The following is an 11893-nucleotide window of genomic DNA, read 5'->3' as shown; positions in this document are numbered from 1 at the left end:
TGTGGATTTTATATATGCATTTCTTGTAGGAGGAGCTATTTGTGTAATTGGACAAGTGTTGCTAGATTTCGCAAAGTTAACACCGGCACATTTAATGGCAACTTTTGTAGTCGCCGGAGCTATTTTAGACGGATTCGGATTGTACGATAAGCTTATAAAATTTGCAGGTGCTGGGGCAACAGTCCCTATTACAAGTTTTGGACACTCACTATTGCACGGGGCAATGCATGCGGCAGAAAAACATGGATATTTAGGAATTGGAATCGGTATGTTTAGCTTAACGTCTGCGGGGATTTCAGCAGCGATATTATTTTCATTTTTTGTTGCACTTATATGTAAACCGAAAGGATAAATCAAATGAGACGAAGGGTTGTTTTGGTCACAGATGGAGATGAATATGCAAAGCGGACAATTGAGCTGTTAACAAAGGAATTTGGGGGAAGGTGTATTTCAGCATCGCAAAGTAATCCGACCAAATTGACAGGGAAGAAAGTTGTTGAGCTTATTATGCAAACGCCATATGACCCTGTATTTGTCATGTTTGATGACAGCGGATTTATAGGAGAAGGATCTGGTGAAAAGGCGTTAAAGTATGTCGCAACACATAAACAAGTCGATGTACTGGGTATTTTAGCAGTAGCATCTAATACACATCATTGGGAATGGGCACGTGTAGATGTAAGTGTAGATCGGAATGGGAATTTGACAGAATATGGCGTTGATAAATTTGGACTCCCAGATGGTGAAATTGGCAGGATTAGTGGGGATACGATTTATTGTTTAGATGGTCTGAATGTTCCTGTCATAGTGGGGGTAGGTGATATTGGCAAGATGTGCGGAAATGATGAATGGGAGAGAGGATCACCTATTACTAGAAAAGCGATTCAATTAATTTTGGAAAGGAGTGGGTTTTATGACGAAGCCTAAAAAAGTGAATATCCCGATTTCATCTTTTTTAAGTGATAATGAAAATTATTTAAAGCAAACAGTCGGACTCGGTGTTACATACGATGTTGGTATTCGTAAATTTCAAATTTTAAATAAAGAAATTGGTGTGTTATTTGTAAATGGACTTTGTGATACGAATTATATTATCCCTATTTTAGAAGAAGCGGTGGATACAAATGAAATAAGGGATGTAGAAGAAGATACAGTGAAGCTTTTAGAGAATCGTTTAATTCATCAACAAGTAAGTAAAGTGAAAACGATGGATGAGGTAATGCTCCAAGTATTATCAGGACTCATTATTATATTTGTGGAAGGCGAAACGGAAGCGTTTGCAATAGATGTTCGTAGTTATCCGGGCAGGACACCGACAGAACCAGATACAGAAAAGGTAGTGCGCGGTGCAAGGGATGGTTTTGTTGAAAATATCGTTGTAAATACAGCATTAATTCGTAGAAGGATACGCGATCCACGTCTTCGAAATGAAATGATTCGAGTCGGGGATAGATCGCAAACGGATATTTGTATTACATACGTTCAAGATGTTGCAAATCCAGATTTAGTAAAGATTATAAAACAAGAATTAAATAACATTGATGTAGACGGGATTACGATGGCGGATAAAACAGTAGAAGAATTTGTAGTGAAACAAGGTTATAATCCATTCCCGCTTATTCGATACACAGAAAGACCAGATGTAGCAGCAAATCATCTATTAGAAGGACATGTGTTAGTACTTGTTGACACATCACCAAGTGTTATGATCACTCCAACAACATATTTCCACCATTTACAGCATGCAGAAGAGTTTAGACAAAATCCAGCTGTAGGTACATTTTTACGTTGGGTACGTTTTTTAGGTGTTATATTTTCGCTGTTCTTACTGCCATTTTGGTTAGTTTTTGTTTTTAATCCAACTCTTTTACCAGATAGTCTTGCTTTCATTGGACCAAACAAAATGACGCACTTACCAATTTTATTACAAATTTTGATGGCGGAAGTCGGACTCGAATTTTTAAGAATGGCTGCCATCCATACACCGACATCATTGTCGTCTGCAGCAGGATTAATTTCTGCCATATTAATTGGTCAAATTGCAATTGATGTAGGTTTATTTGTACCAGAAGTTATTTTGTATGTAGCGGTTTCTATGATTGGATCATTTGCAACGCCGAGTTATGAACTTGGACTTGGAAATAAGGTCGGAAAATTGTTTGTCATTATTTTAACAGGCATATTTCATGAAATGGGATTTGTCATTGGAATGACGATGTTGATTCTGTTTTTAACATCTATAAGAAGTTTGCAAACACCGTATTTATGGCCGTTTTTACCGTTTGATTGGGGCGCGTTAACGAAAATTTTACTTCGTCCAACTATGTCTAGTTTAAAGGTTCGTCCAAGTATTGTAAGACCTCAAAATGTGCGAAGACAAAAATAAGCGGGATTATGCTCCGCTTATTTTTTATTGAAAATTTATTGTTTTTTTAACAAAAATCAAACATTTTTTTTGTACAATTAGAGTAGATATTGTGTATGGAAGGGGAAGAGGACATGATTAAACTATTTGTAAGTGATTTAGATGATACACTCGTTTACAATATGAATGATATGCAAAAGGAAGATGAACGAGCGCTTTGTTGGCTAGCTGAAAACGGGACAAATATTTGTTTTGCCTCTGGCCGTTTTACTCACCGAATTGATGAGGCGGTAAAAAGGTTTTCGTTCCCGTATTACACAACTAGTTTAAATGGAGCGACAATGATACTACCGGATGGAAAAGTATTTCATGAATCGAGTTTTGAAGATGGGGTTGCCCAGGAAATATATCGATATATACATAAAAAGGGACTAGCAGATATTGTTTGTGCAAATGAGCAGCGATATACAAAAAGGAAGAATGAACATCACCATACTTTTGAAGAGTATATGGGAGTGCATATTGCTGAAATCGAAGAGTTAGAAGAGGAATTTGGGAAGACTGTACACCCTGCGAAATTATTTGTTTTTGGCGAAGAAGAAAAAATTGTAGCATTAGATCAAGAGTTGAGAGATACATTTCATAGCGAAGCGGAAGTCTTTATATCGGGTAAGCGATATGTTGACATTATGCCAAGAGGTGTAAGTAAAGGAAGCGCTCTGAAGCGATTAATGGAACATTTACAAATTGAAGCAAATGAAGTTGCATGTATTGGAGATTCTTTCAATGATATTTCTATGTTTGAAGTAACCCCGCACTCCTTCACCCTCCATCATGCTCATCCGTATGTGAAGGAGAAAGCAAATCATGTTGTCCGTTCGGTTGAAGAAGCTATTATGAAATTACCGTTACTTGTATAAAAAAGAAGCTCGTCACTGGCGAGCTTCTTTTTTACTTGAATAAAGATTTAACGAAATCAATGATACTAGAGAAGAAATCTTTTACTTTATCTAGGAAACTTTGCCCTTCTTCAGATCCTAAGAAGGCAGACACATGGTCTTTTGCTTTCTCTAATTGGCTACCAACTTGGTTCCAATCGATATTAAGATTTTTCATTTTATCAAATAACGATACTAAGTTATCCAACTGTTCATCTGTTAATGTAATGCCAAGTTGATCAGCAATTTTTTTAATTAATGTACGTAAATCTTCAGTTGTTTTTGGCTGTTCTTTTGCAATTTCTTCTTTAATTTTTGCAACAAGTTGAACTGCTTTTTCTTCGCCGATTTTATCACCAAGCTGGGCTGTTTGTACCATTTCTTCATTGGCTACTTTTTTTACTTCTTCAGGAATGGCTTTGTTTGATGTTGTTTCATAGGCCTTCATTAAACCTGTTAAAGCAGCAGTTCCTGAAACTTTAAATGGTGCAGTAATTTGAATCTCTGCATCTTTCACACCTGCTGTAATAAGTGCATTTGTGTACATTGCATCTGTTATCGAATTAATGTTTTTTGAGCGTACAATGAGACCTGACCCTGGTTTTGTGTATGTAATCATAGAAGAGGAAATAGCTCTCGTACCAATTTGCGCTTTTGGAACGATGCCCTCTAGAAATTTATGTTCTTCCGCATTAGATACAGTAATAATTTGTGCATCTTTTGGTGCTTTCATTTCTTTCAAAAGATCTTGTTTCTGTTGTTCAGATAAGTTTTCTCCTAGTGTAACAATTGATTCTCCCTCAATGATGTCTGCAAATGAAGCTGTTGGCATAATAAATACGGCTACAGCTAATAGCAGAGCTAGTAATTTCGTTTTCACGAAAAATCGCTCCCTTTCTCTTTCTTAAATTTTCGGGCAACACAGTTATTATAGTATATTTTTCTTATTTGTCACCTAGCTTCTTCCACATTTCAAAAAAGAAGTATGCAGATTGTCGGATTCTTTTTGTTTCTCGTCATGAATATGGTAATATAGTGCTGAGATAGTTGAAAGGAGACATATACATATGAAAACTTTAGGATACATATTAATGGAAAATGGCGAAAAAATCGATTTAGAATTTTTCCCAGAAGAGGCACCAAAAACAGTAGAAAACTTTAAAAAATTAGCAGAGCAAGGATTTTATGATGGTGTGACATTCCACCGCGTTATTCCTGGCTTCGTAAGCCAAGGTGGAGACCCAACAGGCACAGGAGCAGGTGGCCCAGGTTACTCTATCCCATGTGAAACTGATGGAAATCCTCATAGACATCTTGTTGGCTCACTTTCTATGGCACATGCTGGCCGTAACACAGGTGGTAGCCAATTCTTTGTTGTTCATGAGCCACAACCGCATTTAGATGGCGTACATACTGTATTCGGTAAAGCAACAAGCGGTATTGAAACAGTATTAAACATGCGTCAAGGCGATGTAATGAAAGAAGTTAAAGTTTGGGAAGAATAAGTTACGAGAAAAGGAGAGCGATTTTGCTCTCTTTTTTTATTTCTTATAAACAGGGATTGGTATATATTTTAAAGTATATGACACAAATAGGACGGCTACTAACGTTAAATTATATTGTTCATGAGAACACACTTTTAACAAAATACATAGAATGGAGTACGAATTATATGCTTCAATAAATGTATTTCTCTTAACATATTGCTTTTAGTAGAACTACTTTGTTCAAAAGTGGTTAATAAGTGAAATGTGATGAGAAAGGGATTTTCCTTATAGTTCCTATATAGTATTGTCTCTTTTTTGAGCGGTGTAATAGAAAGAAATAGCGTGGAAACATATATTTGACTTTCTTCTTAACGCTTTGTATGATTATCAAGTTGTTTCAGCCTCTTCTCACTCTGGTAAAAATATTGTAGAATGAATGTGATATGAAAAGAGTGATTGAGGGGATAAATAGTTTGTAACTTTTGTAAGAAGGGATAAGGGTTATGTTAATTCGTTTTAAAAAAAGTTATGAAAAAATTGCAATGGGGCTTCTTTCATTTATGCCAACTGAAAAAGATGTAAAAACATTACAATTGACAATGAAAGAATATGAAGCGAAAGAGGATTGGCAATTGTATTTGTGGAAACAAAATGAAGATTTTGTTGGGATAATGGGGATTATAAAAAAAGAAGATCAGGTATTGGAAATTCAGCATTTGAGCGTGAATCCGTCTCACCGTCATATGGGGATTGGGACGAAGATGGTTCAAGAGCTTAAGAGTAAATTTCTTGAGTTTACAATTTGCGGAAATGAGCAAACAGCAAGTTTTTGTAAAAAGTGTAAAGAGCTTGAACAAAATATACATTCATGAAAGCAGGGATAAGTGTTTATTATCTCTGCTTTCTTTTTTGTAGTTGCTCGTGTCGTTCAGAAATGACTTCTGTTCGATCACGCAATGTGTGCTTATTTATGATGTATTCATCAGGAATGACGTTCACATCTTTCCAAGAGAGGTTTTGTTTCTTACATAACTGTATGCATTGTTTTTCTAACGATACGTCTAACAAGGGTAAAAATAACGGCGTGAAAATTTCCTTTTTGTGGATAGAGTGTAATCTTTCATTTAATAAGAAGATAAGTTGTTTATGATCTATTCCTAATTGATGTAAAGATGTACTGTTCTTTTCTAAAAGTGCTATTGCGCTTTTTATCATCTTCTCTGCACCATTCCAGTTGGATCGCCTGTGATGGTATAAGGAAACAGCAATTTGAATGAGACCGACTAAGTAATTGTCGCGTTCTCCTCTAGGTTTTAATTTCCAATACTCTTCTAATATTTCATGACATTCAAAATAATCATAGTCTCCGTGAAAATGAATTAAAAATTGTATGTACTCGGTAGGATACATTTTTTTCGCTCCTGTCTAACGGTTATATGTACAGTTTATCATAGAAATATTAACAATAAGCGACTAGGGAAATATCCCTAGTCGCTTTATTGCGTCCTATTAGCAGAAGCAAGCTGCTCCTACAATGATTAGTAAAATGAACAGTACAACAAGTAATGCGAACCCACCGCTAAAACCGCAATCAACGTGACCCATAGTTTTTTGACCTCCTACATTGTTCTTACTACATTGTTATCATATGAAGCGGTGGGCATTATGACATGGGCATAGGTCTATTTTTAATTAAATTTCTTAAAAAGGTTGGATAGAACATGAGTATGCTCTATACTTATGTTGTTATAGAAAAAATGTGGTGGGATGCTTTGTGCAGTATAATTTTAAAGTAGAGGCTTTTGAAGGGCCTTTAGATCTATTGTTACACTTAATACATCGTTACGAAATTGATATATATAATATTCCTGTAGCAGAAATTACAGAGCAATATCTATCTTATGTCCATACGATGAAAGAATTACAATTAGATGTTGCCAGTGAGTATTTAGTAATGGCTGCAACGTTATTGCAAATTAAAAGTAAAATGTTGTTACCGAAACAAGAAGAAGATGTACCTGATAACGGTGAAGACTTTATAGATGACCCTCGTCAAGAATTGATGGAGAGGTTAATTGAATATAAGAAATATAAGCAAGTTGCTACTGAGTTAAAAGAAAGAGAACAAGAAAGAGCACAGCTATATACACGTCCGCCAATTGATTTTACATCATTTCAACAAGAAGAGGAGACAAGCTTACCTCTTGATGTTACGTTATATGATATGTTAGCGGCATTTCAAAAGCTAATGCGTCGTAAAAAAGCAAAGACCCCCGTAACAACGCGAATTACTCGCCAAGAAATACCAATTGCACAGCGAATGACTGATATTCTACAACAGTTAGAAGTAAAAGGCGGTCGTCAAAGCTTTTATGATTTGTTTGCTGATGAAGAACGCGAAATAATGGTTGTAACATTTTTAGCGGTTCTTGAGCTAATGAAAAATCAACAAATCATAATTGAGCAAGAACATAATTTTGATGAAATTTTCGTGTTAAGCTCTAATAAATCCGTATAGAGTTGGTATGTGAAAATGGGATAGAAATATTTTATCTTATGTTAGGTTTTAATGTATCGTTTGGAACGAGAGAAGAAATATTGAACCGAACGCATTTACTGTGATTCGGTTTTTTTATGTGTATTTTTATGGAAAATAGGAGGAAGGAGTTCGTAAAATGGATAGAAAAGAACAAAAAGCGATTATTGAAGGACTTTTATTTGTTGCAGGTGACGAAGGGATTTATCCGGAACAGATAGCTAAAGTTCTGGAAGTTGAAGTGGAAGAAGTAATAAACAGTATAGAGGAAATGCAAAAAGAATGTGAAGGATCGAATCGAGGGCTGCAAATTGTACAATATGCAAAAGTGTATCGTTTTGCAACAAAGAAAGAACATGCTGCATACTATCAAAAATTAATAAATACCCCAACAACGGCTTCACTGTCTCAAGCAGCTCTTGAAACGTTGGCAATCGTTGCGTACCGTCAACCGATTACAAGAACAGAAATGGAAGAGATTCGAGGAGTGAAAACAGATAAGGCATTACAAACGTTAGTTTCACACTTACTTATAAAAGAAACGGGAAGAGCGGAAGGACCAGGGCGCCCTATTTTATACGGAACGACGAAAGAATTTTTAGATACGTTTGGATTGAAAACATTAGATGATTTACCACCTCTTTCGGAAGAAAATGAACAAATGAATGAAGCAGATTTATTCTTTGGTTCTTTACAGGAATTATCAAAATAAAAGCTTAGCATTTTGCTAAGCTTTTTTTGTATATCAATTACAGAGCGTGCCATACTAAATGAAAAAAGGAGACGAGTTATGAAAGGTGTACGGAGTATTCTATTGTTGGTTTCTGTTTTATTATGTTTTTCGTTAAACAGCGCATCGGCTAAAAGATATATGATGTCTATTCATACTGCGTCTTCTATACATATGCATCGGCAACATTTTGGTAAAATGAAAGTAAGTTTTTTAAAAGTTGGACAAGGTGATGCGACACTTATTACATTGCCAAATGGTCAAACGATGTTAATAGATGGGGGCCCTTATGAAGCGGGAGAGGTTATTATTCAAAAACTAATTGAAAAAGGAATTAATCATTTAGATGTGATTGTAAGTACTCATCCTGATATGGACCATATAGGGGGGCTTATTCCAATTGTAGAACAAATGCCGGTTTCACTCGTATTAGATAGTGGAAAAACATATAGTTCATTTACTTATCATACGTATCGGAATAATATTAAAAAAAGGGGCATACCTTTCATTTCAGTGAAGGAAGGACAATATATACCGTTAGATCCACATGTTTCTATACAAGTATTAAACAATGGTAAATCGAAAGACGAGAATAACGAGTCCTCAATTGTGTTAAAGATTCGATATGGTAAAGCGGACTTTTTATTAATGGGTGATGCTGATATACGGACGGAAAATGAAATATTAAAGCAGTTTGATGTACATGCAGATGTATTAAAAGTTGGGCATCATGGCTCGTATACTTCAACGAGTGAAACATTCTTAAAAAAAGTAGACCCACAATTCGCTATTCTTTCGTACGGGAGTAGAAATCCATATGGACATCCTCATCAAAGTGTTGTAAGACGATTAAAACAGCGTGGTATAATGATATACGGAACAAACAAGCGTACAGTAGAAATAGAAACAGACGGTGAACATATTACTATGGGGTCGAGTGGTCTTATGCCACTACTTAAGTAATTAATTATATAAGAGGGTATTTTCCATTTTGGAAAAAATGAATAACATATATTATAATGAAAAAGAAATAAATTTCCTTTTTTCTGCTGAATGAAGAGGAAATTTCATTGGAATGTATAGACAACTACTCGTGTGTATATTAAGATGGAATTAGGCGAATAAGGTAATAATAACAAGTAGGTATTTCATGGGAAAGGATCGATGAAAATGAAAACGCAAGTTGTCATCAATGCCAAAATTTATACAGGTAAAGAAGTAGTGGAAAACGGATTTATTCGTTACACAGAAACAGTTAAAGAAATTGGTTTGATGGCTCAATATGTATCACAAGAAAATGAAACTGTGTTAGATGTGGCAGGAAAGATTGTGATTCCAGGTATGATTGATGTTCATATTCATGGTGGATACGATATTGATGCGATGGATGCAAATAGCGATGGATTAGTAACTCTTGGTAAAGAAATGTTAAAAGAAGGAGTTACAACTTACTTCCCAACAACAATGACACAAGCTCCAGAAGCGATTGAAGCGGCGCTAAGTGCTGCGAAGGAAGCGAAAGACAAAGGAGCACATTTCGAATATATTCACTTAGAAGGACCATATGTTTCAAAAAAACGTGCGGGTGCACAACCACTTGAACATATTGTTCCTGCGAGTATCGAGCAATTTAAACAATGGCAGGAAGCAAGCGGTAATCTAATTAAATTAGTAACATATGCACCGGAAGAAGAAGGTGCGTTAGAGTTTGAACAGTATCTTGCTGAAACAGGTGTTGTTGGCACAATGGGGCATACAGATGCAATTGATGCACAACTGAAAAATAGAAAAATTACACATGCAACACATTTATACAATCAAATGCGTGGATTACATCATCGTGAACCAGGAGTTGTTGGTCATGTGTTATTAAATCCAGATGTAATGGTTGAAGTAATTACAGATGGTATTCACATTCACCCTGATATGGTGAAATTAGCATATAAATTAAAAGGACCGAAAAAAGTAAGTGTCATTACAGATGCAATGCGTGCAAAAGGTCTTGAAGAAGGATTATATGAGCTTGGCGGACAGCCAGTACATGTAAAAGATGGCAGTGCCCGATTAGAAGATGGAACGTTAGCTGGTAGTATTTTAAAAATGGATCAAGCTTTCCGAAATGTAATTGAATTTACAGGATGTTCAATCGAGGAGGCAGTGTTAATGACATCAGTTAACCAAGCAGAAGAATTTGGATTAAATAATAAAGGCGCGTTAGCGGTAGGTAAAGATGCAGACTTTGTTGTTATGACTGAAGAATTACATGTATATGATACGGTTCGTTTAGGAATTCATATGAAGGAAGGGAAGTAATTAGATGAATATTCTTGTTGTAAAAACTCCAGAAGAATTAGCAGAAGCAGGTTATAAGTTAATTAAAGAGGTTGTAAAATCAAAAGAAAATCCAACTTTAGGAATGGCTACAGGAAGCTCTCCATTAGGTATTTATGCAGAAATGCGAAAAAATAAACTTGATACAAGTCATGCAACCACTGTAAACTTAGATGAGTACGTAAATTTACCACACGAAGATAAAAACAGCTATCATTATTTCATGCAAGAACAGTTGTTTGATCATCTTCCATTTAAACAAACTTATGTACCGAATGGGATGGCAAGTGATTTAGAGGAAGAGTGCAAGCGTTATGAAGGCATTCTAGTAGCTAACCCAGTTGACTTACAGATTCTTGGAATCGGTGAAAACGGTCACATCGGATTTAATGAGCCAGGAACACCATTTAATTCTCCAACTAACATTGTAGAATTAACAGAATCTACACGCCAAGCAAACCTTCGCTTCTTTGAAAGAGAAGAAGATGTACCGACTCATGCGATTACAATGGGAATTGGAAGCATTATGAAAGCGAAACAAATTCTACTTGTTGCTATGGGATCTAAAAAGGCAGAAGCTGTTAAGGAATTATTGCAAGGAGAATATAGTGAGGCGTGTCCTGCTACAGTTTTACAACGTCATCCGAATGTAACCGTAATCGCAGATCCAGAAGCTCTATCTTTATGCAGTGAGGCGATTGCTGATGAACATCGACAAGTATTCACCATTTCCGATTTATTATCAGATTCAAGAGTGGGTGAAACAGCTAATTGAGGACGGCGAATGGAAGCCGGGAGATAAAATTCCATCTGAGAATGAACTTTGTGATAAGTTCGAAGTGAGTCGTATGACAATCAGACAGGCGATTAATAACTTAGTGGAACAAGGTTATTTATACCGGAAACGTGGGATTGGAACGTTCGTCCAACTTCCGAAAGTGGAGCAAAAGTTGCAAGGAATGACGGGATTCACAGAAGATATGATTTCTCGTGGTATGAAACCGAGCAGCCAGTTATTAAGTTTCCGCCTAGTTCCAGCTACTGCTAAAATAGCAGACCGGCTGAGAATACAAGAGGGAGAATCGGTTTATGAAGTGAGGCGTACGCGCTTAGCTGATGACGAACCGATTGCATTTGAGACGACATATTTGTCGCCAACTCTTGTGAAAGATATTAACGAAGAAATATTGCAACAATCTTTATATGAACATTTAGAGAAAAAACTGGGCTTTAAGCTTGTTCGCGCTACTCAATCAATTGAAGCTTCAATTGCAACGGATGATGAAGCTGAACATCTGCATATTCCTAAAAAGGCGCCTGTACTTGTAATGCGTCAATGGTCATATTCAGAAGGTGAGTTACCGTTAGAGTATGTGAAATGTATTTATCGTGGGGATCGTTACAAGTTTATTACGAACATCGCACGTAACAAGTAATATATTTCAGTTTGTGAAGTACAGTGAACTTTGATGTTTTCAACATGTAAAGAAATAAAAATACGACTCA

General features: G+C 36.0%; 15 protein-coding genes. 12 read left to right on the top strand and 3 right to left on the bottom strand.

Features of this window, described 5'->3' with window-relative positions:
- Position 1: 1 nt before the first annotated feature.
- From spoVAE to ABH957_RS01450, 4 genes are all read left to right on the top strand, one after another.
- Positions 2-352 (top strand): stage V sporulation protein AE, encoded by a 351-nt coding sequence (spoVAE, locus tag ABH957_RS01465; RefSeq protein ID WP_002014916.1) that lies wholly within the window; start codon positions 2-4, stop codon positions 350-352.
- Positions 353-357: 5 nt separating this feature from the next.
- Positions 358-927 (top strand): stage V sporulation protein SpoVABEA, encoded by a 570-nt coding sequence (spoVAEA, locus tag ABH957_RS01460; protein WP_002088445.1) that lies wholly within the window; start codon positions 358-360, stop codon positions 925-927.
- Positions 914-2386: a spore germination protein SpoVAF gene (gene spoVAF / locus ABH957_RS01455; protein WP_264539105.1), complete on the top strand. Its 1473-nt coding sequence runs from the start codon at positions 914-916 to the stop codon at positions 2384-2386. The genes spoVAEA and spoVAF overlap by 14 nt, the downstream gene beginning before the upstream one ends.
- Positions 2387-2481: 95 nt before the next feature.
- Positions 2482-3285, top strand: a complete 804-nt coding sequence (locus ABH957_RS01450) for a Cof-type HAD-IIB family hydrolase (protein ID WP_002067045.1) — start codon at positions 2482-2484, stop codon at positions 3283-3285.
- Positions 3286-3316: 31 nt separating this feature from the next.
- Here the strand turns inward: ABH957_RS01450 and ABH957_RS01445 are convergent, their stop codons facing one another.
- Entirely contained in the window at positions 3317-4183 is an 867-nt protein-coding gene (locus tag ABH957_RS01445) for a DUF1002 domain-containing protein (RefSeq protein ID WP_242247007.1), read from the bottom strand.
- A 187-nt stretch (positions 4184-4370) separates the two neighbouring features.
- Here ABH957_RS01445 and ABH957_RS01440 point away from each other — a divergent pair, with 187 nt between their 5' ends.
- Both ABH957_RS01440 and ribT read left to right on the top strand, forming a co-directional pair.
- Positions 4371-4808, top strand: coding sequence for a peptidylprolyl isomerase (locus ABH957_RS01440; RefSeq protein WP_000853785.1), 438 nt, complete (start codon positions 4371-4373; stop codon positions 4806-4808).
- Positions 4809-5293: 485 nt separating this feature from the next.
- Complete coding sequence (gene ribT, locus ABH957_RS01435; protein WP_000908403.1) at positions 5294-5662, top strand: GNAT family N-acetyltransferase RibT; 369 nt, start codon at positions 5294-5296, stop codon at positions 5660-5662.
- Positions 5663-5681: 19 nt separating this feature from the next.
- On the opposite strand, the gene ABH957_RS01430 is transcribed toward ribT, so the two are convergent.
- Together ABH957_RS01430 and ABH957_RS01425 are read right to left on the bottom strand one after the other, a co-directional pair.
- Positions 5682-6200, bottom strand: coding sequence for a DUF309 domain-containing protein (locus ABH957_RS01430; protein WP_404510609.1), 519 nt, complete (start codon positions 6198-6200; stop codon positions 5682-5684).
- 99 nt (positions 6201-6299) lie between these two features.
- Positions 6300-6395 carry a YjcZ family sporulation protein gene (locus ABH957_RS01425; RefSeq protein WP_000510194.1) on the bottom strand — a complete coding sequence of 32 codons (96 nt, stop codon included), beginning with the start codon at positions 6393-6395 and terminating at the stop codon, positions 6300-6302.
- 169 nt (positions 6396-6564) lie between these two features.
- Between ABH957_RS01425 and ABH957_RS01420 the strand changes: the two genes are divergently transcribed.
- The 6 genes from ABH957_RS01420 to phnF all read left to right on the top strand — a co-directional run bounded on the left by ABH957_RS01420 (position 6565) and on the right by phnF (position 11823).
- Entirely contained in the window at positions 6565-7308 is a 744-nt protein-coding gene (locus tag ABH957_RS01420) for a segregation/condensation protein A (protein ID WP_002088436.1), read from the top strand.
- A 157-nt stretch (positions 7309-7465) separates the two neighbouring features.
- Positions 7466-8038 (top strand): SMC-Scp complex subunit ScpB, encoded by a 573-nt coding sequence (gene scpB, locus ABH957_RS01415; RefSeq protein WP_002088435.1) that lies wholly within the window; start codon positions 7466-7468, stop codon positions 8036-8038.
- Positions 8039-8116: 78 nt separating this feature from the next.
- Positions 8117-9019: a ComEC/Rec2 family competence protein gene (locus ABH957_RS01410; RefSeq protein WP_367960899.1), complete on the top strand. Its 903-nt coding sequence runs from the start codon at positions 8117-8119 to the stop codon at positions 9017-9019.
- Positions 9020-9226: 207 nt separating this feature from the next.
- Positions 9227-10369, top strand: coding sequence for an N-acetylglucosamine-6-phosphate deacetylase (gene nagA, locus ABH957_RS01405; protein ID WP_002138178.1), 1143 nt, complete (start codon positions 9227-9229; stop codon positions 10367-10369).
- 4 nt (positions 10370-10373) lie between these two features.
- A complete protein-coding gene (gene nagB, locus ABH957_RS01400) occupies positions 10374-11162 on the top strand; it encodes a glucosamine-6-phosphate deaminase (RefSeq protein ID WP_002066973.1) in 789 nt (262 codons plus the stop codon).
- Complete coding sequence (phnF, locus tag ABH957_RS01395; protein WP_215551754.1) at positions 11092-11823, top strand: phosphonate metabolism transcriptional regulator PhnF; 732 nt, start codon at positions 11092-11094, stop codon at positions 11821-11823. The genes nagB and phnF overlap by 71 nt, the downstream gene beginning before the upstream one ends.
- Positions 11824-11893 lie beyond the last annotated feature (70 nt).

The sequence above is a fragment of the Bacillus sp. RC242 genome (assembly GCF_044908245.1).
GTDB classification, from domain to species: Bacteria; Bacillota; Bacilli; order Bacillales; family Bacillaceae_G; genus Bacillus_A; species Bacillus_A mycoides.
This window is presented reverse-complemented; position numbering and strand designations above follow the sequence as displayed.

Excerpts from the sequence above, each read along its gene's own strand:
- spoVAEA (WP_002088445.1), top strand. The coding sequence starts at position 358 with ATGAGACGAAGGGTTGTTTTGGTCACAGATGGAGATGAATATGCAAAG.
- spoVAF (WP_264539105.1), top strand. The coding sequence starts at position 914 with ATGACGAAGCCTAAAAAAGTGAATATCCCGATTTCATCTTTTTTAAGT.
- ABH957_RS01450 (WP_002067045.1), top strand. The coding sequence starts at position 2,482 with ATGGAAGGGGAAGAGGACATGATTAAACTATTTGTAAGTGATTTAGAT.
- ABH957_RS01440 (WP_000853785.1), top strand. The coding sequence starts at position 4,371 with ATGAAAACTTTAGGATACATATTAATGGAAAATGGCGAAAAAATCGAT.
- ribT (WP_000908403.1), top strand. The coding sequence starts at position 5,294 with ATGTTAATTCGTTTTAAAAAAAGTTATGAAAAAATTGCAATGGGGCTT.
- ABH957_RS01430 (WP_404510609.1), bottom strand. The coding sequence starts at position 6,200 with ATGTATCCTACCGAGTACATACAATTTTTAATTCATTTTCACGGAGAC.
- ABH957_RS01425 (WP_000510194.1), bottom strand. The coding sequence starts at position 6,395 with ATGGGTCACGTTGATTGCGGTTTTAGCGGTGGGTTCGCATTACTTGTT.
- scpB (WP_002088435.1), top strand. The coding sequence starts at position 7,466 with ATGGATAGAAAAGAACAAAAAGCGATTATTGAAGGACTTTTATTTGTT.
- ABH957_RS01410 (WP_367960899.1), top strand. The coding sequence starts at position 8,117 with ATGAAAGGTGTACGGAGTATTCTATTGTTGGTTTCTGTTTTATTATGT.
- nagA (WP_002138178.1), top strand. The coding sequence starts at position 9,227 with ATGAAAACGCAAGTTGTCATCAATGCCAAAATTTATACAGGTAAAGAA.
- nagB (WP_002066973.1), top strand. The coding sequence starts at position 10,374 with ATGAATATTCTTGTTGTAAAAACTCCAGAAGAATTAGCAGAAGCAGGT.
- phnF (WP_215551754.1), top strand. The coding sequence starts at position 11,092 with ATGAACATCGACAAGTATTCACCATTTCCGATTTATTATCAGATTCAA.